Raw genomic sequence first — 21014 nt, forward strand, 5'->3', positions numbered from 1 at the left:
CCTCTATTAGGCCAACCAGCACTTATGCGACCATTTGCCGGCCATGGTATCGCCGGTGGAATCCACCACCCAACCCTGAACCTTGCTGCTGGTCGCCTCGATGAAGTCGTTGAACATCGGGCAGATCAGACCACCTTCGTCCCGCACCATCATACCCATCTGGCTGTAAAGCGCTTTGCGCTTGGCTTCGTCCAGCTCACCACGCGCGGCAAACAACAGCTTGTCGAAATCTTCGCGCTTGAAGCGGGTGTCGTTCCAGTCTGCGGTCGAGAGATACGCGGTTGAATACATCTGGTCCTGCACCGGACGGCCACCCCAGTAGGAGGCGCAGAAGGGCTGTGCATTCCAGACTTCCGACCAGTAACCATCACCGGGCTCGCGCTTCAGCTCCAGCGGAATGCCGGCTGCGTTCGCGGACTGCTGGAACAGCTGTGCTGCATCCAGGGCGCCGGGGAAGGCAACATCCGACACCCGCAGGGTGATCGGGCTGCCGTCATGGCCGGACTTCTTGTAGTGCTCAGCCGCCTTCGCCGGATCAAACGGGCGCTGCGGAATGCTGTCGTCAAACAACGGGTAGGCTGCGTTGACAGGCATGTCGTTGCCAACAGAGCCGTAGCCGCGCAGCACTTTATCGACCATTTCGTCACGGTTGATGGCGTATTTCAGCGCCAGACGCAGTTCGTTGTTGTCGAACGGCGCTGTGTCGCAATGCATGATGAACACATAGTGACCCGGACCCGCGGCATTGCGCACAGTCAGGTTCGGCGCGCGGTCCAGCAGACCCGCAACCTTTGGCTCAACACGGTTGGCGATGTGGACCTGACCGGACTGGAGCGCTGCCATACGAGCGGTGGCGTCGTTGATCACGACGATCTCGACCTCATCTACATGGCCACGGGTGTCGTCCCAGTAGTTGGGGTTTTTCTTCCACATGTGGCGCACGCCGGGCTCATCTGCTTCCAGCATATAGGCGCCGGAGCCGATGCCTGCCGCCGGGTTGTCAAAGCCGCCATCGGGCTGGATCATCAGGTGATAGTCGGCCATCAGATAGGGTAGGTCGGCGTTTGGCGTGGTCAGCTCCACGATGAAGTTATCACCATCGGCCTTCATGCTCTCGATACCGCGCATGATGCCCAGGGCCCCGGACTGGCTGTCATCGTTGGAGTGGCGTTCCATCGTACGCATCACATCTTCAGCGGTCACAGACTTGCCGTTGTGGAACTCAACACCCTTACGGATTTTGAAGGTCCATGTCTTGGCGTCGGCGCTGGCTTCAACGCTTTCGGCGACGCGATTTTCGATGCCACCCTCGGGGGTCACATTTACCAGCGTTTCGCCGAATTGATAGAGGTTGTGATAAGGCACTTGGCTGGCAGCCACGGCCGGATCCAGCGAGTCGGTGCTGCCACCCCCGATGGAGCCCAGCTTCAGCGTGCCTCCCTTGACCGGGCCTGCTGCCTCAGCTGCGCGGGCAAACATGCTGCCTGCAACAGCGGCGCTGATCCCCAGTGCAGCGGTTTTGCCCATGAATTCACGCCGGGTCATTTTGCCGGAGGTGACGCTTTGCGTCATGAAATCAAGTTGGTCTTTCATTGCGGACTCCCTGTCGTATTTAGACGCTGAACACGTCATTTCTTGAATTGTCATTCAAGGTTTGCGCATTTGATGCGACCTCGCAACCCTTATTAGCGTCCTTTTTGGCGCTAGAGGAGGCGGCGAAGTCTTCAAGAGACGGTGATCCCGTCGCCTTTTGCGACTGCTATGTCGTATTTGGCAGGAAGTGAATGCTTGGCGGGACAATATGTGGAAAAAAGCCTCCCGGACCAGAGATCAAATATTATCCCGCTCACACCGAGGTATTCGCCAATGGCTGGCGAAAATCAGCGCATTTTCTGCTTGAAGAGGTCTGTAGTTGGGAGCGCCGGGCTGCCGTGCGTGACTGGCACCCGCTCCGTCTTTTACGGTTTTGCTGCGATGTTCACCGCCAGGGCAGGGCGGATTGCATAGAGCCGGACCGGACGAAACGCGACATCCACAGCCTGCGCAAACTCACCAGTCGGCACTGTCCATCCAAATGGTCACCGGGCCGGAGTTGACCAAAGCGACCTGCATATCCGCCCCAAAGCATCCGCGCGCAACAGGCACTTCCAGCGCCGCCAGTTGGTCGGCAAATCTGGTATACAGCGCGCCCCCCAGGTCCGGGGCGGCAGCATTGGAAAAACCGGGGCGGTTGCCCCGGCGGGTGTCGGCGGCAAGGGTGAACTGGCTGACGACCAAGGCGCTGCCGCCGATGTCTTTCACGGAGCGGTTCATCTTTCCTGCTTCATCGCTAAAGATCCGTAGCTTGCTGATCTTGGCCGCCATCTGATCGGCTTGTGCTTCACTGTCGCCTTCCATGGCGCAGATCAGGATCATTAGGCCGGGACCGATATCGCCGATGACCTCATCGTCAACACAGACGGAGGCCTCAGAAACGCGTTGGATCAGAGCACGCATAATCTCTCCTATTCACGGGGCAAAGGCGTTAGTCGCGCCAGCTGGTAAAATCGCCCAACTCGGCGCGTTCCGTTCGGAACTGATTAGCAGGATGGTCTGGATTGCTGTAGCCGAAGGACAGGGCACAAAGGACGTTGCGATCCTCCGGTATGTCGCAGAACTGATGCAGCATCGGGGCATATGTAGCTACCGCTGCCTGCGCAATGGTTGCCACACCTGCGGCTGTCGCAGCAAGTGTGAAGCCGGTGATGAAGCCACCGCAATCGAGCGCGCCGTAGGGGCCAAGCTCCTTGGGGCTGGTCAGAATGGCACAATGGGGGGCGTCAAACAGGGTGAAATTGCGCATCATCTGCTGGTGTGAGGCTGCGCGATCGCCGCGTTCGACGCCCACCGCCTCATATAAGGCCCAGCCGCAGGCCTGGCGGCGGGTTTTGTATTCGCCGCTATAGCGTTCGGGAAAGGGCAGATCCGGCGCAACGGAATCTTTTATCACTGCTTCCATCAGCGCAGATCGCAGCGCATCGGTGGCGGTACCGCTGAACAGCGTCACCTGCCAGGGCTGAGCATTGCACCAGGACGGGACTTTCTGTGCGCAGCGCAGAATATCCTCGATCACCGCGCGCGGCACCGGATCCGGGCGAAACGCACGGCAGCTGTGGCGCTGACTGAACAGGGCATCAAGGGCTGGCAGAGTGGTCATGGCGGGTCCTTGATTTCTGACATCAGTAGGTCGAAACGAGTGCGAGGCTTGGCTGTCAACGTGATCCGAAGTACGCCACAACACCCCCAACGATCAGCGCCACGATAACGGCGGCCGCAATCTTCCACGCGGAATAAGGGCGTTCTCCTTGCACCCGGCCCGATTGTCCGTTGACCACAAACCGATAGGTTTTGCCCCGGTACTTATAGGCCGCGAGCCAGACGGGCAGCAGCACGTGTTTGAACGTGATGTCGGAGAAATTGCTGTCGATATAGTCAATGCGTTGCCGGTCGCCGCCGATATCAAACCGCACATCGCGTTCGATCACCCGGCGCATCCGCGCATTGGCTTCTCTGTAACCGTCGGCCAGCTCCACCGCATAGGCCTCCGCCCGGAACCCGGCCAGATACTGCGGCTGATAGGGTTCCAGCGCCGACAGATCCCAGGGTTCCAGCGCGTCGGTGTTCTTTTTCGGCAGGCTCTTGGAAGCCAGCACCAGAACATCGTCAAAGAACCGCTGTACCCGCCCCGAGACAGGCCGCCAGCGCACCTTAGGCACCTGCCGGGACTGGCGTTTGCCATCGACCACGACAGTTTCGGTGACATAGTAGACCGTGCCGCGCTGGCCGCGATACTGGGAGCGGGTTTCAGCATCAAAGGTCCAGTAAGGCACATAGATCCCGTCCATCCGCCGTCCCTTGCGGGCATATTGTTGCAGGCCGTTTGGCGCAAACCAGAGCTGACCCAACCAGTCCGCCATCGCCTTATGGGCGCTGCGCTCGTCAAAAGCGAAGGGCAGCACACCCTTCGGCTTGATATGGCGATGGGTGCCGGTATCCGTGACCATGGGCGTGGCGCAGAAGGGACATTCGCCGGCGTGGTCATTCGGGTCCAGCTCCACCTGTGCGGCGCAATTGGGGCATCGCAGCACACGGGTTTCTTCCATGTCGGCCTCGGCCAGACCTGATGATAGCGCGGTATCGAAATCCAACTCGCGCAGACTGCCACCGCGCCATGGGCCAGATCGGATCGCCTCCTGATGACCGCAGTGGTCGCAGGTCAGCGTGCCGTTTTGCGGGTCATAGCGATAATCTGCGCCGCATTGTTCACAAGGGAACCGGTGCTCCGCCAGCGGAGCGTGGATATCGGAGGGCGCAGCGGTCTCGTTTGAGAACGGACCGGAAGGAGGCAGGGGGGGCTGGGTCACGAGGGAACCTCAAAGATACTTGTGCAGCAGTTTCGGTACCATGATGCGCAGGGCGCAGTCCTTCAACAGGAAAGGGTGCAAAAGATGAAAGAGCCCATGCAGCGCGATCAGGATGAGCAGCGCGTGAAAGGCAATCCCGTGCAGCCCCGTCACAAAAAGAGAGACAATACGAACTGGTTCGACCAGTGAAACCGTTTGACCGCGCTCCATGGTGTCATTGTTACCGTATTCTTCATTGTGCGTGAGCTGCGCTAGTCGAGAGAAAGGGCGCCGATGATGACAGCGCCCTTTGGTTTGTTTGATGTTAGCCTGTCGGGGGCGGCGGAGGCGGCGGTGGAGGTAGGATGGTGAAGAGCTGCGCCAGTTCCAGCACCTCACCAGCGGCTTTCCAACCATCCTGACCGGGCGTCCACACAAGACTGTCGCGGCGCAGCGCGCCCTCCTGTGCCATCCGGCCAAGCCGGGCCTTGGAGAAAGGGCCGCTGGTCTGGCCATTTTCTGCAATATGCCAGACATGCTCCACCGGCGGCGGCGGCGGAGCAACCGGCGCGGCTTGCACTGGGGCCTGCGTGGCAGCGGGTGCGGGCCGTGCGCCCCAGGGACCGGTGGGCTGACCCGCTGCATGACTGGCGGTACCGGGTTGCGCCATCTGCGCCATCTGTTGGGCCATCGCCATGCCCATCCCCATGCCCATACCAGCCCCCATACCGCTGTTGGGCGTTTGGGCGGCGGCGGTCATCGCCTCGGCGGCAGAGAATTGCGTGTAGCGGCCAAGATCACCGACGATCCCCATCTGGGTGCGCTTGTCCAGTGCCTGTTCGACGGCGGCGGGCAGCGAGATGTTCTCGATATATAGCTCCGGGATCGCGATGCCGTACTCAGCGACCGTGGCGGAAATCTCCGCCGCGACCAGCTTGCCCAGATCAGCCGTATTGGCCGCCATATCCAGTACCGGGATGCCGGAACCCGCCAGAACCCGGCTCACCTGCTGTACGATGATATTGCGGATCTGGAAGGAGATCTCGTCCATCGTGAATTCGCCATCGGTGCCGACGATCTCGGTCAGGAACCGGGCCGGGTCCACCACCCGGATGCTGTAGGTGCCAAAGGCGCGCAGGCGGAGGGGGCCGAACTCCGGGTCCCGCGCCATGATTGGGTTTTTGGTGCCCCATTTCAGATCGTTGAACCGGGTGGTGTCAACGAAGTAGATCTCCGATTTGAACGGCGACTGAAACCCGTGATCCCAATGCTGTAGCGTCGTCATGATCGGCATGTTGTTGGTCTCAAGCATGTAGAGACCAGGTGTGAAGACATCTGCCAGCTGGCCCTCATGCACAAAGACCGCTGCCTGACCTTCGCGGACCGTCAGCTTGGCGCCATATTTGATCGCGTGACCTTCACGCTCAAAACGCCAGACCAGCGTGTCATTGGTGTCGTCGGTCCAGTGGATGACGTCGATGAACTCTCCCTTGAGAAAGTCGAAAATACCCATGGTTTCATCCTCCTTCGGCGATGCGGCTGGCATCATGGCAGGCGTGCAGGGCAGCACGATGTTGGGCGCGCCGAGGCGCGGGCGGGAGACAGCCGCGCTTAGCGCGGTTCCCCCATGATATCATAGGCAATCGCCTGCACGATGGGCCGGGCTTCATCGGCGGACATGCCAGGGTGCAGGCGGGGGTCGTAAAGGATCTGCAGAAGTTTTTCGTCCTGACTGGTCAGCAACGCAAATTCATCATCATCGTTGAAGATCGAGGGACGCGCCTGCGGGCTGTCATTGCGCAGGCCAAGGCCCTGAGCGATTTCCTCGTGGATACAGCTTTGGCGGGCAAGGTCAGGGTGTTCGGCCCGGATGAGTGCCACGCCGCGCATATAAGAGGAGGGATCCGCCTGCAGCCCCCCGGCGCGCACCAGACAGTAGTAGCTTTGCGGCGGGTTGGCAAAGACCTGAAGATCGGCGTCGCTGATCGACGGCAGGATGTCTCGCACCCGCCTCGCCACATAGGCACTGTCATCCGCGCCAGCGAAGATCACATTGAAATTGGCTCGGGCACGGCTGGTCGTTGTGCTGATGGGATGACCGGTGATCCGGGCCAGACGGGCGGCGTAGGCCTCCAGCGTTGCGCGGTCTTTCTGCTGTTGCTCTGCGCTTACGGAGGGGCCGAAGTCGGCGCGCAGGCGCACCGGACCCTGCCAACGCCCCAACGCCCCGGAGGTGCGCAGGTTATTGCTGCCATATTCGTCGTAAAAGGCAATCTGTTCAAAATTCCGGCGCAGGTCATCCGCATCATAAGGCGTCTCCGGTCCGCCACCGTCTGTGCGCAACAGCCCACGGGTCAGCAGATCCTGCTGTAGTGTGCCGTAGTAGCGGGCTAGACGCTGGCTTTCGGCAGAAGGGGGCTTTGGCTCCGGCGCGAGATCTGCGGGCCGCGTCGGCGGTACCAGAGAGGTGCGCTGAGCCAAGGGATCGCACCCCATCAGCAGCGCCGCCCCAGCGAGCGTAGCGAGCACCGCTGGGATCATACGCCGCCGGGGCGGCCGCGGCCTTATGGGGTGGGCCTTTTTCATGCGGTGCCGGGGACCGCCGTGGCAGCTGTGTCGCCAACACCGTCGCGGCGCGCTTTGGCAGCGGCCAATGTGTCGCGCAGCTCGGCTTCCATCTTCTTTAGATCTTCCTCTGCGGCAGCGCGCTTGGCCTTGCCGTCGTCGGCGATCTGCAGGCTTTCCTGGATGGTTCCGATCAGATCGGCATTGGCCTGTTTGACCGCTTCGATGTCGAAAACGCCGCGCTCCATTTCCTGACGGATCACCTTGTTGGTTTCGCGCAGGTTGGCGGCGTTGGAGGTCAACAGCTCGTTGGTCAGGTCATTGGCGTCGCGCACGGCGGCTGCCGCCTCTGCCGAGCGCTGGATGGTCACGGCCTGTGCCAACTGTGTCTCCCAAAGCGGCACCGTGTTCACCAGCGTCGAGTTGATCTTGGTCACCAGCGATTTGTCGTTTTCCTGCACCAGCCGGATTGAGGGTAGTGACTGCATGGTGACTTGACGGGTTAGTTTCAGATCATGCACCCGACGCTCCAGATCGTCGCGGGCGGCGCGCATGTCGCGCAGCTCCTGTGCGCGCATCACCTGATCGCTCTCCGCCGCAGCCGCAACAGCGGATTCCAGCGCTGGGATTTCCTTGCTGTCCAGCTCCGCTAGCTTGGCCTCACCGGCAGCAATATAAAGCGCCAGCTCATCATAGAAGCTCAGCGTCTTGGCATAGAGCAGATCCAGCGATTTGATATCCTTCAGCAGCTGATGCTCATGACCGAGAAGATTATCGGTAATTCGGTCGATCTGGCCCTGAACATCCTCAAACCGGGCGGTGAACTTGGCAAAAGGCGCCGCGCGCCCCAGCAGGCGTTCCCAGAAACTGCGCTTGCGGCGCACATCCAGCTCCGACACTGAAAACCCGCGAATGGTGGTCACGATGTTGCGCAAGCTATCACCGGCCGGACCAACGTCCTTGTTGCGCACATCCGTCAGCATCGCCTGGCTGATTTGCTGCAATTCTGCCTGCGCGGCAGAGCCAAAGTGGATGATTGAGTTGCTGTCCGACATATCTATCTGCGCCATACGTGACTGGATATCGGCGCTGGTGGCCTCATCGGCCTGCTCCAGCGACTGGATCTCAGCCACCGGTTCCGGCAGCTCAATCGCGGTGATCTCGGAAACGATTTGCGTTTCCTTGGCGGCTTTCTTCTGGGTCGTCTCGGACATGTGCAAATTCCTTATGGCTGTGTCAGCGGGTGTCCAGATGAACGCCCTCGCGCTGCAAACGATCGCGCAGCACGTCGATTTCAACGGTCAGATCGGTGCGATCTTCCAGCAGCATCTTGCGGGTGCGAGCGGCGAAGTTCTCCTCAAGATCGCGCAGCAAAGTCAGATAGTCCTCACGCGATTTCGTGTCGCCACTGCGGGTATAGATATCGGCAAACTTGATCGTCGCGTCGCGCGCGCCCATCAAATAGACGGTGAGGTAGCGCCGCGCCCCGGTCAGATCGCGGGGGTCTTCCTCGACCGTACGAAAGAGATCACGCGCCACTTCCTGAAAGGCCTCAACGCGCTGTTCGACCTTGCGATCGCGGGCGCGCAGGGCAGCATCGGTCATCGCCGCGAGATAGGTTTCGGCCTCGTCTACAACTCGGGCGACGCGGTCACGCTGGAAATCATCAATGCCTTCAGCGCCTTTATCCCGCAGCGGGTCCAGGCCAAAGGCCGCCAGATGCAGGCCAGCTGCCGCTGCGGCATAGATCAGCGCGCTGAATGCGCCGGGATCCTGTCGCCAGGCCGCAAATAGGGCGCCGATGCCGCAAAGTAGGGCGGCCAGAATTTTGCGTGGCAGGGCGGGGCGGCGGGCAACTTTGCGATCATCATAGGCGGCTTTAGCCCGCAGACCATCGCGCAGCAGATAGGCCGAACCGGCCCAGGTTGCTGCGGCAAGCAGGCCAAACGCCAGACCGGCTGCGTCCGAAAATACAGACATCAGCGCCACCAATCCCGCAGGCAGGGCCATCAGATTGGCGCGCATGCCGACGGGATCGACCTTGGCGCTGCGGTAGCTGTTGGCGCTGGAGGTGTTGTGACCGGAGGCGGGGGCTTTATCGGCCCCTTTGTCGCGGCCATCGGGACTGTACTTGCCGCCAAAACGCTGTGCCATGGAGTCAGCCTCCGACCAGCCAGCCGGTTGCCAGACCAATCATCAGGATCAGCAAGGCCACAAAGGCGAGTTTCTGCACGTCTGTTCCCCCAAGATGAGCGCTGCAAGCAATTGGAAACTTAGGATATGCAGCGCCATCTTGCTAGGGGGAACTCTGAAAAGGCGGGCGCAGTTTCTCAGGGCAGGGCACTCAGCGGCGTGTTGGTTTGCCGCCACCGCGCGGTGCGGGACCTTTGCCAGAGCTTCGGCCGGGACCGCGCCCTGCGTCTCGGCTGGCGCCGCCATCTGCGGGTTTGCTGCCGGGTTTGCCGACAGGCTTGCCGCCGAATTTGCCCGCAGGCTTACCACCGGGCCTGTCTGCGGTGCGGTCAGTTGCCCGGCCTGCGGGTTTGCCTTTGCCAGCAAATTTGCCGTCTGGTTTTCCAGTGGAGCGGCCACCGGACCGCTCGCTGCCTTTGCCGTCCGGGCGATCTGATGCGCCGAAGGACCGCCTTGATGGTTTCCCGCCTGGCCTGCCGCCAGATTTGAAATCTGGTTTCGCGCCGTGCGCTGTCCCAGGTTTGCCCGCGCCGGGGCGTCCACGCGCCGGGCGGGTCGGGCGTTTGGGCTTCTCGTCTGCCTCGGTTTCCGGCGTCTCCAGCCCCAGCTGGTCCCGCACTACACGTGGGCGCAGTTCTTCGACCTCGCCGGGTTTGAGGCTGCCCAACTGGAACGGGCCATAAGACAGGCGCAGCAGGCGGTTCACGGTAAATCCGATGTCTTCGATGGCACGGCGGATTTCGCGGTTCTTGCCCTCACGCAGGCCAATGGTCAGCCATGCGTTGGCCCCCTGCTGGCGATCCAGCGCGACGGTCATCGGCTGGAACCGCTCTCCCTCAACCACCAACCCCTGACGCAGCGGTTCGAAATCGGTATCTTTCGGACGGCCGTTGATCCGTACGCGGTAGCGGCGCAGCCAGCCGGTGGAGGGCAGCTCCAGTTGCCGTTTGATGCCGCCGTCATTGGTCAGCAGCAACAGCCCCTCAGAGTTGAGGTCAAGCCGCCCGACGGTCATCACGCGGGGCATGTCTTCGGGCAGCTCGTCAAAGATGGTCGCGCGATCCAGCTCGTCACTGGTGGTGGTCACCAGACCTGCGGGCTTGTGATAGAGCCAAAGCCGGGGTGGTTCCGGATCCTGCATCGGGGTCCCATCCACGGCGATCCGATCTTTCCCCAACACCACATTCAACGCCGGGCTGTCGATGATCTTGCCGTTTACCGCAACGCGTCCTTCGGCGATCATTCGCTCGGCCTCGCGCCGCGAGGCGACGCCGGCCCGTGACAGGACCTTGGCAATGCGGTCGCCCTCGGGGCTGTCACCGCTCACAGCCGTGTTGGTCGGTTTCTTGCTGGCGCGGGCGGGTTTCGCCGCACCGGGGCGCTGGCCCCTGGGGGAAGATGGTGTTTTGCTCATACTGAGGCCATAGATCATTCCGCGCAGTTGCGAAAGCTCCCATTCTGGGGCAGGGAGGGGCTATGCCGTTTCGTTCTCACATGGATGTTGCCCTTGCCGAGGCCCAAGCCGCCGCCGCGCGCGGAGAGGTGCCGGTGGGGGCCGTTCTGATCTCTCCAGAGGGGCAGGTGGTAGCCCGTGCAGGCAATCGAACCCGAGAGTGGAGCGACCCGACCGCCCATGCCGAGGTGCTGGTGATCCGCGAGGCCTGCGCTGCCGCCGGGTCGGAGCGCCTCAATGGTTATGATCTCTATGTGACGCTGGAACCCTGCGCGATGTGCGCCGCTGCAATTGCGGCAGCCCGCATTCGCCGTGTCTATTATGGGGCCTCTGATCCAAAATCCGGCGGTGTCGCCCACGGGGCCTGTGTGTTCTCGCATCCGCAGGCCCATCACGCGCCTGAGGTCTATGAGGGCATCAGCGCAGAACCGGCTGAAACCCTCCTGAAGGCCTTCTTTGCTGCGCGCCGTTCGGCGGATGGTTGACCCGACAGCTGTGCTGCCCATAGCCTAATAGTCCGGTCGCGCCGCAGGAGGGCGAAAGATATGAGCAAGGATTTTCTAGCCCCTGACGGGCAGTTGCGTTGTGGCTGGGCTGGATCCGTTCCAGAGTTTCTGCCCTATCATGATCACGAATGGGGCTATCCGGTTGCGGATGATCAGCGTCTGTTTGAGAAGATTTGTCTTGAGAGTTTTCAGTCAGGTCTGAGCTGGCGCACCATTCTGGCCAAACGCGAGAATTTCCGGGCCGCCTTTGCGGGGTTCGACTGGACCCGTGTCGCCCGGTTTGGACCTCAGGACGTGGAGCGCCTGTTGCAGGATGCAGGTATCATTCGCCACAGAGGCAAGATCGAAGCGGTGATCAACAATGCCCGCCGCGCTGAGGAAATGGTGGAGGCCGAAGGATCGCTGGCGGCGTTTTTCTGGACCTTTGAACCCGGCCCGGATGAGCAGGTGCCGCCACAGACGGCCTCCATCACGCCGCAGTCGACTGCGCTGTCAAAAGAGCTGAAGAAACGCGGTTGGAAATTTGTCGGTCCCACCACCTGTTTTGCCTTCATGCAGGCGATGGGATTGGTGAATGATCACGCAACAGACTGTATCTGTAGGAAAAAGGCCGCCCAGATGCGTGCCGCTTTCACCTCTCCTGCAGTGTCTCAGGCCGGGTGACACGAGTCATCAGCGGGTCTTTCTTTATGAGGGCGTGTAGGTATGTAGCGGCCATCGCCGCCGTCCCTCAGGACGGCGCCCTGCCCAACGGGAGCGGATCTGCACCGCAGATCGCGGTCCGGGCGGGAGGCCCCGCTTAAATCTCGATCGCCTCGAGAACCTGCGGTTCGATGACCGCGACATCAGGCAGCGCTTCGGCCAGTTTTTCGGCGCTCTGCTCCAGGATCGGGAAAGTGCGATAGTGACAAGGGATCAGTGTCTTGAATCTGAAATACCGCTTTGCCGCATATGCCGTCTGAGCCATATCCATCGTGAAATGTCCGCCGGCGCTGAGGATGCCTACCTCGGGTTTGTAGTAGTCCGCCATCCAGTCCATATCGGCCATCAGCCCGGTATCGCCGGAAATATAGAGTGTTTTCCCCTCGCTCATCAGCATATAACCAACTTCGCTGCCGGCGGTGCGCAACCCATCCTGCGTTGCGAAGGTCGAGCTGTGCGAGGCCGGGACCATGGCCAGATCGGGGCCATCCAGATTGACAGTGCCGCCCTTGTTGAAGCCGATGGTGGTCACATCTTCGGTCTCGCCCCAGATGCCCATCAGGTCATATTGACCCACGATTGGCACATTCAACCGCCGCGCCAGCGCCAGCACATCAATGACATGGTCAAAATGGGCATGGGTCAGAATGATATGGGTGGCACCTGCGATGGCGGCGTCATGCTGATCGTCGCGCAGCATCGGATTGCCGGTCAGCCAGGGATCAATCAGCAGAACCTGTTCTTCGGTCTCAATGCGAAAACTGCCATGGCCCAGCCAGATGATCTTCATGTTCTCTCCTCCCTCATTGCAGTTGCGATAGGACCCGGTTGGGGCGATGTCCTGTCCCAAGCCTATCGTGACGGAGGCAAAAATCCACAGACTCAGACGCCTCTTCGCCGAATTCCAGTGGCATTCACGCGCCCGCAGGCTTGCGGCGGCGGCAGTGCGGCGGTAAATGCGTGCTAACACGAGATGAGGGTTTCCATGTCGATTGACCAAAGCACCGCCGCCAAGGTGGCCAAACTGGCCCGTATCAAGGTCGAAGAGGACGCGCTGCCCGCACTGGCAGATGAGTTCAACACCATCCTCGGCTTTATCGAGCAGCTGAACGAGGTGGACGTCGAAGGCGTCGAGCCGATGACCTCCGTAACTCCCCAGCGGCTGAAGCGCCGGGTGGATGAGGTCACGGATGGCAATCAGCAGGACAAGATCCTCGCCAATGCTCCCGATGCCCGCGAAGGCTTTTTCGCAGTGCCCAAGGTGGTTGAATAAGACATGACCGAACTGAACAAACTGACCCTGTCCGACGCTCGTGACGCATTGCGCAAGGGCGACACCACCTCTGTCGAGCTGACCGAGGCTTGCCTGAAAGCCATTGATGCGGCGGATGCGCTGAATGCCTTCGTGCATAAGACGCCCGAAATTGCGCTGGAACGCGCCAAGGCGGCGGATGCACGGATCAAGGCAGGTGACGCGCCTGCCATGTGTGGCCTACCGGTTGGCATCAAGGATCTGTTCTGCACCAAAGGTGTCGACAGTCAGGCGGCCTCCGGCATTCTGGAGGGGTTCAAGCCCGAGTATGAATCCACCGTCTCCCAGCAGCTTCAGGACTCCGGTGCAGTGATGCTGGGCAAGCTGAACATGGATGAATTTGCCATGGGCTCGTCCAACGAGACTTCGGTCTATGGCAATGCCGTCAGCCCCTGGCGGCGCGAGGGGGATGAGGCCCAGTTGACACCGGGCGGCTCCTCCGGTGGGTCCGCCTCCGCAGTGGCGGCTGATCTATGCCTCGCGGCAACCGGCACCGATACAGGCGGCTCGATTCGCCAGCCTGCGGCCTTCACCGGTATCACCGGCATCAAACCCACCTATGGCCGTTGCTCGCGCTGGGGTGTGGTGGCTTTTGCTTCATCGCTGGATCAGGCCGGTCCGATGACCAAATCTGTGCGCGACGCAGCGATGATGCTGGAAGCCATGTGTGGTCATGACCCCAAGGACAGCACCAGCGCCGATCTTGCCGTGCCGAACTTTGAGGCGATGCTGACCGGCGATATCAAAGGCAAGAAAATCGGCATCCCGCGTGAATATCGCATGGATGGCATGCCTGCGGAGATCGAAAAACTCTGGTCCGAAGGGGCCGAGATGCTGCGCGCTGCCGGTGCGGAAATCGTCGATATCTCCCTGCCGCACACCAAATACGCGCTGCCAGCCTATTATGTGATTGCCCCGGCAGAGGCGTCATCGAACCTCGCACGTTATGATGGTGTGCGCTACGGGCAGCGCGCTGCGCTGGAGGCTGGTGACGGCATCACCGAGATGTACGAAAAAACCCGCGCTGCGGGCTTCGGCCATGAGGTGCAGCGCCGTGTGATGGTTGGTACCTATGTGCTTTCCGCAGGGTTCTATGACGCCTATTACAACCGCGCCCGTAAGGTCCGGACCCTGATCAAGAAGGACTTCGAGGATGTTTTTGCGCAGGGTATCGACGCGATCCTGACACCGGCCACGCCCTCTGCGGCCTTTGGTTTGGGCGAAATGACCGACGCGGATCCGGTGCAGATGTATCTGAACGACGTCTTCACCGTGACCGTGAACCTCGCCGGTCTGCCGGGGATTTCTGTGCCTGCTGGTGTGGACGCGAAGGGGCTGCCGCTAGGGCTGCAACTGATTGGCCGTCCTTGGGAAGAGGGCGATCTGCTGAATACAGCCTATGCGCTGGAAGAGGCGGCCGGATTTGTGGCCAAGCCCGGGCATTGGTGGTAAACCCTGTTCTGATCTGAGCAGAACCAACAGGTGGTGATCATGCGTGCATTCCGGTCCATCCTTGCGACCAGCAGTCTTGTCCTGCTGGCCGCGTGCCAACCCCCGGTGCCCAACAGCGGGCCAGAGGCCGGGTTTGGCTCCAGCCCTTTTGACGGGGCGCCTGCGACCGGCACCACGATCAACGGCGACCCTCTGGTGCCACCGGCACGGGTCGCCAGCGAGCCTCTGCCGCGTACTGTGCAGCCCGCGCCCCGCGTGGCGGCACGCACCAGTGGTGCGGGAACACTCGCATCCTCCGGCGGTAGCAGCGATGACATCGCGCGGGAGACCGCAGCGGCACTAGAGGCCGCACGCAGCAACTCCGGTACCGCCCCGATTGAGGCCAGCCCCTCCAACCCGGCACCGGCGCTTGTGGGCAATCCGCGGATCTCCGATGAGAATGACTTCGACGCGGTGTCCTCGCGTCAGAGCATAGAAAGCGACGCAGAGCGGCTGGCCCGTCAGCGCGCGCAATATCAGGTGGTGAGCCCGACTGCCGTGCCCACCCGCAGTGGCAGCCGTGATCCCAATATCGTTCGCTACGCGCTGAGCACCTCCAATCCGCGCGGGCAGCGCATCTATTCGCGCTCGGGCATCAATCTTGCGGCGCGCTCCTCGCGCAATTGCGCGGGCTTTGCGTCGCCAGAACTGGCCCAGATCGCCTTTCTCGCGGCGGGCGGGCCGAAGCGTGACCGTCAGGCACTTGATCCCGATGGCGATGGCTACGCTTGCGGTTGGGATCCAGCGCCTTATCGCCTCGCGGTGCAGAACTGACGCTGGGCGGCGTGGCGTGACCACGGTTCCGTGCATGCCTGAGGAGGGCGAGGCCGCCATCTGGCATCCGAGCCCCAACTTCAATGCGCGTCGAAATGCGCTGCGCCCAGAGCTGGTTGTCCTTCACTACACCGCATTGGAGAGCGCCGAAGCTGCGCTCGACCGGCTTTGCGATCCGCAATATGAGGTTTCGGCCCATTATCTGATCGGCGCTGATGGAATGCTGTGGCAGATGGTGCGCGAGGCGGATCGCGCCTGGCATGCGGGTGCAGGTGAATGGTGCGGGCAGGGCGATATCAATTCGCGCTCCATCGGGATCGAACTCGACAATCGCGGGGATCACCCCTTTTCTGCGTCGCAGATGGCGCGATTGGAAACGCTCCTGAGCGGGATTTTGCAACGTTGGGAGATCTCGCCGACAGGGGTGATCGGTCACTCCTGTATGGCACCCGGACGCAAATACGATCCCGGACCACGCTTTGACTGGGCGCGTCTGGCCCGGCAAGGGTTGGCGGCGCCTGTTCCGAAGGTCACGGCGGCTGTCCCACCCATTCCGCAGGAGCCATGCACGCGCGCGAACCGCTTTCGCGCTCTCGCGCAGGCGCGCGGCTTCACCGCAGATGTTGACGATGCCACCTTGCTGCAGGCAGTGCGTCTCAGGTTTCGGCCCTGGCAACGTGGACCGTTGAGTGAGGCGGATGTGCAACTGATCTGGCCTGACAACCCCTAAAGGTAATACTTGTGGCGCATGCCTTCTGGCGAAAACAGCCGGGATGACTTGTCTCCAATCCAGATCGGCCAGGTAAGGCAAGGTCCCATCTCCGTGCCCGTAGCCACCGCATAATCTGCTTGACGCGAGGCGCGGTTGTTCCTAGGCGGGCAGTGCGCAGAGGGCTGGATGGCCGCGGGAGGCCGCAAGGTGTCGCGAGGAAAGTCCGGACTCTACAAAACGACGGTGCCGGGTAACGCCCGGGCAGAGCGATCTGACGGAGAGCGCCACAGAAAACAGACCGCCCGCGTGCGCCTGCCTGTCAGGTGATCCCATGCGGGTAAGGGTGAAACGGTGGGGTAAGAGCCCACCGCGCCGCTGGCAACAGGGGCGGCATGGCAAGCCCCACCGGGAGCAATGCCAAATAGGACCCCCGCGCGGGCCGGTCGGCGCAAGCCGATACCGCCGCTAGGCATGTTTTGGCCAAGAGGGGTCGGGTTGGCAGCTGGAGGTGCGCAGCAATGTGCATCCTAGATGAATGGTCGTCGAAGGGGCCTTGGCCCCGGAACAAAATCCGGCTTATAGGCCCTCTGCGCAAAATATCCCGGCGAACCCTCTTGACTCGCAGGGTGGTGCAGGTAAAAGCGCACGCTCATATAGGAATTTACCGAGAGGCCCCTGCCTTTTCGGACGCAGGAGAATACCATGGCGAAGCCGACCACAATCAAGATCCGCCTGAACTCGACCGCGGGCACGGGCCACTTCTACGTGACCAAGAAAAACGCACGCACCATGACCGAGAAAATGGTTGTGCGTAAGTACGACCCGGTCGTGCGCAAGCACGTTGAATATAAAGAAGGCAAAATCAAATAAGCCTCTTGATGTCGCGCAGCCGCTGGCCGCGATGTCGCCCCGATATTCGGGACAGTAGATAAGAAGGGTCGCACTGTAGTGGTGCGGCCCTTTTTTCTTGGCGCAGAAGGTTTTGCGCGACGCGCCATAAATTTTATGAAAATCCGGTAAATGAAACCCCGGCCTGCGGGAGGCTTGGGCCTGAAAATGCCACATTTGCCCGCGACAAGTGATCCCGAGATGTGGGTGAGAGAGTGGCGCCGGGATGCCTTGCCGGAAGTGCGAGGCCTCAGGCGATCACAGCACCGCAGGTCGGCTCGGGGGAGCGACCAGAGCAGGAGGCAGCGGTGGGGCTGCCTCCTGTTTTTGTTTGGGGTGCAGCGCGCGTCGTTGGGGGGCTGTCAGAGCGACTGGAGATGCCTGTCTCAGCCGCGCCACTCGGCCATGATCATGACCGGTTCCATTCCCATACGCGCCATCAGTGCGGCGGAGGCGCTGTTGAACGGCGCATATGTGGTGGCAACAACCTGGATGCCTTGGAGCGCCACAGCGCGTTTCAGATCCGCGATCAGCGCTGATCCCACGCCCATGCGCCGCCAGCTTTCTGATACGGCAATGTGGTGCAGCATAGCGCGGGTCTCAGCCCGACGCACAGGCAGGGGAGGGCGCTGTTCAATCCCATAGATCATATAGCCCATAACGCTGCCCTGCGGGCTGACCGCAGCGCGGGCGGTCACGCTGCTATCGCTCAGCCACTCCGTGAGCCAGTTGGCCAGCGCATCCGCGCTCGGGTCGGCGGGGTAGCGATCAGGCTGATGGGCCACATGCAACGCATGCAGGTCCTGCAGTAGCGGGATCAGGCGGTGAGCGTCTTCGGGGGTAATATCGATCAGGTCCATGGGGGTCTCAAATACGGTGGTTGAAAAAGCCTGTCTGTCGATAACAGGTCAGGTGCAGGCAAAGAAAAAGGGCGGATCGTGATGATCCGCCCCGGTCGTGCTTAGATCTGGAAGGTGTCGCGTTATTCGCGGTTTCCAAGCAGTTGGAGCAGCATCATGAACATATTGATGAAGTCCAGATAGAGGCTCAGCGCGCCCATGATTGCAGATTTCGCGAGCCATTCCTGGTCGCCCATATGGGCGTGCTGGAGATACTCATTTTTGATGCGCTGGGTGTCATAGGCGGTGAGGCCAGCAAAGATCAGCACGCCAACGAAGGAAATGACATTGGCCAGAACAGAGGAGGCGATGAAAATATTGGCGATCCCCAAAACGATCAAACCAATCACGCCCATGATCAGGAAGGCGCCCATGCCGGAGAGGTCTTTCTTGGTGGTGTAGCCCACCAGCGACAGACCCGCAAAGGCGATGGAGGTGATCAGGAACACCTGCACGATGCTTTCGCCGGTGAACACCAGGAAGATCGAGCTTATGGAAATCCCCATCACGGTTGCAAACACATAGAACAGCAGCTGGACGCCCGCCGCAGACATGCGATTTGCAGCCGCACCGATGCCGAAGACAAAGGCCAGCGGTGCAAACATGACAACCCACTTCAGCGGCGAGGCATAAAGCGCATAGCCGATGCTGGTCAGATATTTGTCAGCGCTCAGCTGGGCTGCGGCATTGGCCGGGTCCGCGGTAACCGCCAGGCCGGAAATGGCCCAGGCCGCCAGAAAGGTGATGAATGTACCTACGGCCATGGTGCCGTAGACTTTGTTCATATGGGCGCGCAGGCCCGCATCGATCTCCGCAGAGCGTGCGCCCGCCGTGGATCGGATGGTGTCAAACTGTGCCATGTATCATGGTCTCCGTCTCTAAACTCCCTCGCGCAGGTTCCCTGCTGCGTGCAGAGACCTGGCGTTCCTCGCAAATATCGGGTGAAGCGGGGCGCGGTTCAAGCCTGTAGATTGAAGTTTCGACGCAATTATCGACAAAAAGCGGCGGAAGGTCGGGCGCAGAGTGGGGAGGCCATCCTGAACTCGACATAAATCGGGCAGGCGCCCATCCGGGGTACATAGAAATATTCACACGTCGGGCGCTCAGGGGCGGCTCTTCAGAGTAGGCTCCTTCAGCGCACGCAACGTAGTATAGGGGTTGCGTAACGCTTTAAACTGTCGGAATGCAGGGCGCTTCACAGGGCGATTGGATCGTATTCATTCTGCTCTGAGAAATCTGCCGATATCATCATCGGTGCGTGCAATTTTTCGCGCGTATCGGCACAGTTTCTGAGGGTCGTCTGTGCTCACGCCGTTCATGGTCAACGTTATATGCCCCAACCGCGTCAGACTTTTTCTGTTTCCATAGTAGAGGATACGCAGCAATCGCTGCTCGCGTAAACTATCACGCGCTACACCGATGGAGACAGCGTCGTGGCCTGAATAGGTCGTCACGCCCTTGCAGGTCTGGGCAATCAGGGATGACGCCATGTACTGACCCCAGAATGCATCATACTTGTTTTGGGCTGTTGATGCTGCCGCCGATGCCAAAAAAAGAAATAAGGCGAGAGAGAAACGTCCAAAATACATGTGAAATCCACCGACTTTATAACTTCTAAAGAGAGAATACCCTTGAATAGCCTCCCCATCGCTTCGGTATCAATGAGATCTGTGGTGTGGCGCAGTTTTGCGATTACAGATCCGGGTAGTGGGAAACAGTCCAATTTTATTCGAAGGGACGCCGACGTTCTGCACCACCATCCCGAGCAGCTGCATAGGTGAGCGCATTTCGCGCAGCCAGTATGACGGCAAAAAGGCCCGCACCGCAGGCCTTTTTTCGTCTTGCGCCTTCTGCCCGCGCGCTGTCTTCAGCGGGTCCAGTTGTTTGGCGCGTCCCAGATCGGACGGCGGGCTTCTGCCTCGGCGTCGCGTTGGCTGATGCCCATGTCCTCAAGCGCGGAGGAATCCAGCTGTGCCAGCATCCGGCGTTCACGCCAGACGGCGAGGGCATGCGCCACGGTTGCCATGATCGAGCGACGGGGGGCGCAGGCGTTGGAGCGCAGGCTGTTGTCCATATAGGTCATGATTTGTGTCCTTTTCTGGATCTATGATGGTGTTGTGCGTTGATATCAATTCTGTTGATGTATATGGCGCAGTATGATTGATATGAAAAACGAATGTTTATGATTTCAACTATCAAGGATTGTGATGATGCGGAATCTCGATATCACCACGCTACGCTCCTTTGTTGCGGTTGCGGATAACGGCGGGGTAACCCGCGCCGCCGGCTTTCTGCATCTGACCCAATCTGCTGTCTCTATGCAGCTAAAGCGACTTGAGGAGCTGCTGGGGCTGCAATTGCTGGATCGCTCTGGCCGGACGATTGCGCTGACCGCTTCCGGGGAGCAGCTGCTGGCCTATGCGCGGCGGATGGTGGCGCTGAATGATGAGGTGATCGGGCGGCTCACCGATCAAGCCTATGAGGGCGAGATTGTCCTTGGGGTACCGCATGACATTGTCTACCCGGCGATCCCGCAGGTGCTACAGCGTTTCAATGCGTCATTCCCACGGGTGAAGGTGCAGCTGATCTCGAGCTATACCCGGTCGTTGAAGGAGCAGTTCTCGCGCGGCGAATGCGATCTGATCCTGACCACGGAAACCACCACCTCGGAAAACGGCGAAACGCTGGCCGAGCGCCCGCTCTGCTGGATCGGTGCTCCCAATGGCTCCGCCTGGCGGCAGCGCCCGCTGAAACTGGCCTTTGGTCGGTACTGCACCTTCCGGCCCAAGGTGGTGGGCGCGCTCGACGCGGCAGGGATCTCCTGGGAGATGGTTGTGGAAACCGACAGTGACCGCACGATTGAGGCAACCGTGAGTGCCGATCTTGCGATTCACACGATGATTGAGGGGACCGAGCCGCCGCATCTGGTGCAGATCGACCATGGCGGCAACCTACCAGAGCTGCCGGTCCAACTGATCAACCTCTACGGGGCGGAGACCTCAGGCTCGCCCATGGTGAGCGAGCTGGCGTTTCTTGTGCGTAAGGCGTTTCAAAACATCAGCGCCCCGCTGGCCGCCGCGCAGACGCATTGGACAGCCGCCTGAGATCTCGCCTCTGACCACCACCCGCGCAATTTT

Annotated in this window: 23 protein-coding genes and 1 other RNA gene; 9 read left to right on the forward strand and 15 right to left on the reverse strand. The window is 60.8% G+C overall.

Annotation, left to right across the window (positions count from 1 at the left end):
* Window positions 1–6: 6 nt before the first annotated feature.
* The 10 genes from GAL_RS05790 to GAL_RS05835 all read right to left on the reverse strand — a co-directional run bounded on the left by GAL_RS05790 (window position 7) and on the right by GAL_RS05835 (window position 10554).
* On the reverse strand, window positions 7–1593 hold the full coding sequence (locus GAL_RS05790) for an ABC transporter substrate-binding protein (RefSeq protein ID WP_024096652.1): 1587 nt from the start codon (window positions 1591–1593) through the stop codon (window positions 7–9).
* A 456-nt stretch (window positions 1594–2049) separates the two neighbouring features.
* Window positions 2050–2496 (reverse strand): D-aminoacyl-tRNA deacylase, encoded by a 447-nt coding sequence (gene dtd / locus GAL_RS05795; protein WP_024096654.1) that lies wholly within the window; start codon window positions 2494–2496, stop codon window positions 2050–2052.
* Between the two features lie 28 nt (window positions 2497–2524).
* Window positions 2525–3196, reverse strand: a complete 672-nt coding sequence (locus tag GAL_RS05800; RefSeq protein WP_024096655.1) for a nitroreductase — start codon at window positions 3194–3196, stop codon at window positions 2525–2527.
* 55 nt (window positions 3197–3251) lie between these two features.
* Window positions 3252–4403 carry a TFIIB-type zinc finger domain-containing protein gene (locus GAL_RS05805; RefSeq protein WP_024096656.1) on the reverse strand — a complete coding sequence of 384 codons (1152 nt, stop codon included), beginning with the start codon at window positions 4401–4403 and terminating at the stop codon, window positions 3252–3254.
* A 9-nt stretch (window positions 4404–4412) separates the two neighbouring features.
* A complete protein-coding gene (locus GAL_RS05810) occupies window positions 4413–4613 on the reverse strand; it encodes a hypothetical protein (RefSeq protein ID WP_024096657.1) in 201 nt (66 codons plus the stop codon).
* 94 nt (window positions 4614–4707) lie between these two features.
* Window positions 4708–5895, reverse strand: coding sequence for an SPFH domain-containing protein (locus GAL_RS05815; protein WP_024096658.1), 1188 nt, complete (start codon window positions 5893–5895; stop codon window positions 4708–4710).
* A gap of 98 nt (window positions 5896–5993) precedes the next feature.
* The gene (locus tag GAL_RS05820) at window positions 5994–6878 is read right to left on the reverse strand and encodes a DUF2927 domain-containing protein (RefSeq protein WP_040103961.1); all 885 of its coding nucleotides are present in this window, start codon (window positions 6876–6878) and stop codon (window positions 5994–5996) included.
* An 86-nt stretch (window positions 6879–6964) separates the two neighbouring features.
* The gene (locus GAL_RS05825; protein ID WP_024096660.1) at window positions 6965–8161 is read right to left on the reverse strand and encodes a toxic anion resistance protein; all 1197 of its coding nucleotides are present in this window, start codon (window positions 8159–8161) and stop codon (window positions 6965–6967) included.
* 22 nt (window positions 8162–8183) lie between these two features.
* Window positions 8184–9101, reverse strand: a complete 918-nt coding sequence (locus GAL_RS05830; RefSeq protein ID WP_024096661.1) for a 5-bromo-4-chloroindolyl phosphate hydrolysis family protein — start codon at window positions 9099–9101, stop codon at window positions 8184–8186.
* Between the two features lie 190 nt (window positions 9102–9291).
* Complete coding sequence (locus tag GAL_RS05835; RefSeq protein ID WP_040103962.1) at window positions 9292–10554, reverse strand: pseudouridine synthase; 1263 nt, start codon at window positions 10552–10554, stop codon at window positions 9292–9294.
* A gap of 62 nt (window positions 10555–10616) precedes the next feature.
* On the opposite strand from GAL_RS05835, the gene GAL_RS05840 reads away from it, so the two are divergent.
* Both GAL_RS05840 and GAL_RS05845 read left to right on the forward strand, forming a co-directional pair.
* Window positions 10617–11078: a nucleoside deaminase gene (locus GAL_RS05840; protein ID WP_024096663.1), complete on the forward strand. Its 462-nt coding sequence runs from the start codon at window positions 10617–10619 to the stop codon at window positions 11076–11078.
* 60 nt (window positions 11079–11138) lie between these two features.
* The gene (locus GAL_RS05845; protein ID WP_024096664.1) at window positions 11139–11762 is read left to right on the forward strand and encodes a DNA-3-methyladenine glycosylase I; all 624 of its coding nucleotides are present in this window, start codon (window positions 11139–11141) and stop codon (window positions 11760–11762) included.
* Between the two features lie 136 nt (window positions 11763–11898).
* Here the strand turns inward: GAL_RS05845 and GAL_RS05850 are convergent, their stop codons facing one another.
* On the reverse strand, window positions 11899–12591 hold the full coding sequence (locus GAL_RS05850) for a metal-dependent hydrolase (protein ID WP_024096665.1): 693 nt from the start codon (window positions 12589–12591) through the stop codon (window positions 11899–11901).
* A gap of 195 nt (window positions 12592–12786) precedes the next feature.
* On the opposite strand from GAL_RS05850, the gene gatC reads away from it, so the two are divergent.
* The 6 genes from gatC (at window position 12787) to rpmG (ending at window position 16960) form a co-directional block, all read left to right on the forward strand.
* A complete protein-coding gene (gene gatC, locus GAL_RS05855) occupies window positions 12787–13074 on the forward strand; it encodes an Asp-tRNA(Asn)/Glu-tRNA(Gln) amidotransferase subunit GatC (protein WP_008561736.1) in 288 nt (95 codons plus the stop codon).
* A gap of 3 nt (window positions 13075–13077) precedes the next feature.
* Window positions 13078–14565 (forward strand): Asp-tRNA(Asn)/Glu-tRNA(Gln) amidotransferase subunit GatA, encoded by a 1488-nt coding sequence (gene gatA, locus GAL_RS05860; protein ID WP_024096666.1) that lies wholly within the window; start codon window positions 13078–13080, stop codon window positions 14563–14565.
* A 39-nt stretch (window positions 14566–14604) separates the two neighbouring features.
* Entirely contained in the window at window positions 14605–15378 is a 774-nt protein-coding gene (locus GAL_RS05865) for a hypothetical protein (RefSeq protein WP_024096667.1), read from the forward strand.
* A gap of 34 nt (window positions 15379–15412) precedes the next feature.
* Complete coding sequence (locus GAL_RS05870; RefSeq protein ID WP_040103948.1) at window positions 15413–16108, forward strand: N-acetylmuramoyl-L-alanine amidase; 696 nt, start codon at window positions 15413–15415, stop codon at window positions 16106–16108.
* Window positions 16109–16264: 156 nt separating this feature from the next.
* Window positions 16265–16685: RNase P RNA component class A (gene rnpB, locus GAL_RS21985), an RNA gene on the forward strand.
* Window positions 16686–16792: 107 nt separating this feature from the next.
* Window positions 16793–16960, forward strand: a complete 168-nt coding sequence (gene rpmG, locus GAL_RS05875) for a 50S ribosomal protein L33 (protein WP_007814563.1) — start codon at window positions 16793–16795, stop codon at window positions 16958–16960.
* A gap of 404 nt (window positions 16961–17364) precedes the next feature.
* On the opposite strand, the gene GAL_RS05880 is transcribed toward rpmG, so the two are convergent.
* The 4 genes from GAL_RS05880 to GAL_RS05890 all read right to left on the reverse strand — a co-directional run bounded on the left by GAL_RS05880 (window position 17365) and on the right by GAL_RS05890 (window position 19960).
* Window positions 17365–17838: a GNAT family N-acetyltransferase gene (locus GAL_RS05880; RefSeq protein ID WP_024096669.1), complete on the reverse strand. Its 474-nt coding sequence runs from the start codon at window positions 17836–17838 to the stop codon at window positions 17365–17367.
* A 122-nt stretch (window positions 17839–17960) separates the two neighbouring features.
* Window positions 17961–18737, reverse strand: a complete 777-nt coding sequence (locus tag GAL_RS05885; RefSeq protein WP_024096670.1) for a Bax inhibitor-1/YccA family protein — start codon at window positions 18735–18737, stop codon at window positions 17961–17963.
* A gap of 357 nt (window positions 18738–19094) precedes the next feature.
* On the reverse strand, window positions 19095–19466 hold the full coding sequence (locus GAL_RS22160) for a hypothetical protein (RefSeq protein WP_024096671.1): 372 nt from the start codon (window positions 19464–19466) through the stop codon (window positions 19095–19097).
* A gap of 278 nt (window positions 19467–19744) precedes the next feature.
* On the reverse strand, window positions 19745–19960 hold the full coding sequence (locus GAL_RS05890; RefSeq protein ID WP_024096672.1) for a DUF1127 domain-containing protein: 216 nt from the start codon (window positions 19958–19960) through the stop codon (window positions 19745–19747).
* Between the two features lie 127 nt (window positions 19961–20087).
* Between GAL_RS05890 and GAL_RS05895 the strand changes: the two genes are divergently transcribed.
* Window positions 20088–20981, forward strand: a complete 894-nt coding sequence (locus tag GAL_RS05895) for a LysR family transcriptional regulator (RefSeq protein WP_014875189.1) — start codon at window positions 20088–20090, stop codon at window positions 20979–20981.
* The last annotated feature ends 33 nt before the right edge of the window (window positions 20982–21014 follow it).

Source organism: Phaeobacter gallaeciensis DSM 26640 (genome assembly GCF_000511385.1).
GTDB classification, from domain to species: domain Bacteria; phylum Pseudomonadota; class Alphaproteobacteria; order Rhodobacterales; family Rhodobacteraceae; genus Phaeobacter; species Phaeobacter gallaeciensis.

Bases quoted from the DNA above. Each gene is read 5' to 3' on its own strand.
- gatA (WP_024096666.1), top strand. From the start codon at position 13,078: ATGACCGAACTGAACAAACTGACCCTGTCCGACGCTCGTGACGCATTG.
- GAL_RS05825 (WP_024096660.1), bottom strand. From the start codon at position 8,161: ATGTCCGAGACGACCCAGAAGAAAGCCGCCAAGGAAACGCAAATCGTT.
- GAL_RS05820 (WP_040103961.1), bottom strand. From the start codon at position 6,878: ATGGGGTGCGATCCCTTGGCTCAGCGCACCTCTCTGGTACCGCCGACG.
- rpmG (WP_007814563.1), top strand. From the start codon at position 16,793: ATGGCGAAGCCGACCACAATCAAGATCCGCCTGAACTCGACCGCGGGC.
- GAL_RS05850 (WP_024096665.1), bottom strand. From the start codon at position 12,591: ATGAAGATCATCTGGCTGGGCCATGGCAGTTTTCGCATTGAGACCGAA.
- gatC (WP_008561736.1), top strand. From the start codon at position 12,787: ATGTCGATTGACCAAAGCACCGCCGCCAAGGTGGCCAAACTGGCCCGT.
- GAL_RS05870 (WP_040103948.1), top strand. From the start codon at position 15,413: ATGCCTGAGGAGGGCGAGGCCGCCATCTGGCATCCGAGCCCCAACTTC.
- GAL_RS05790 (WP_024096652.1), bottom strand. From the start codon at position 1,593: ATGAAAGACCAACTTGATTTCATGACGCAAAGCGTCACCTCCGGCAAA.
- GAL_RS05845 (WP_024096664.1), top strand. From the start codon at position 11,139: ATGAGCAAGGATTTTCTAGCCCCTGACGGGCAGTTGCGTTGTGGCTGG.
- GAL_RS05865 (WP_024096667.1), top strand. From the start codon at position 14,605: ATGCGTGCATTCCGGTCCATCCTTGCGACCAGCAGTCTTGTCCTGCTG.
- GAL_RS05800 (WP_024096655.1), bottom strand. From the start codon at position 3,196: ATGACCACTCTGCCAGCCCTTGATGCCCTGTTCAGTCAGCGCCACAGC.
- GAL_RS05810 (WP_024096657.1), bottom strand. From the start codon at position 4,613: ATGGAGCGCGGTCAAACGGTTTCACTGGTCGAACCAGTTCGTATTGTC.
- GAL_RS05840 (WP_024096663.1), top strand. From the start codon at position 10,617: ATGCCGTTTCGTTCTCACATGGATGTTGCCCTTGCCGAGGCCCAAGCC.
- GAL_RS05830 (WP_024096661.1), bottom strand. From the start codon at position 9,101: ATGGCACAGCGTTTTGGCGGCAAGTACAGTCCCGATGGCCGCGACAAA.
- GAL_RS05880 (WP_024096669.1), bottom strand. From the start codon at position 17,838: ATGGACCTGATCGATATTACCCCCGAAGACGCTCACCGCCTGATCCCG.
- GAL_RS05895 (WP_014875189.1), top strand. From the start codon at position 20,088: ATGCGGAATCTCGATATCACCACGCTACGCTCCTTTGTTGCGGTTGCG.
- GAL_RS05885 (WP_024096670.1), bottom strand. From the start codon at position 18,737: ATGGCACAGTTTGACACCATCCGATCCACGGCGGGCGCACGCTCTGCG.
- dtd (WP_024096654.1), bottom strand. From the start codon at position 2,496: ATGCGTGCTCTGATCCAACGCGTTTCTGAGGCCTCCGTCTGTGTTGAC.
- GAL_RS22160 (WP_024096671.1), bottom strand. From the start codon at position 19,466: ATGTATTTTGGACGTTTCTCTCTCGCCTTATTTCTTTTTTTGGCATCG.
- GAL_RS05815 (WP_024096658.1), bottom strand. From the start codon at position 5,895: ATGGGTATTTTCGACTTTCTCAAGGGAGAGTTCATCGACGTCATCCAC.
- GAL_RS05835 (WP_040103962.1), bottom strand. From the start codon at position 10,554: ATGAGCAAAACACCATCTTCCCCCAGGGGCCAGCGCCCCGGTGCGGCG.
- GAL_RS05890 (WP_024096672.1), bottom strand. From the start codon at position 19,960: ATGACCTATATGGACAACAGCCTGCGCTCCAACGCCTGCGCCCCCCGT.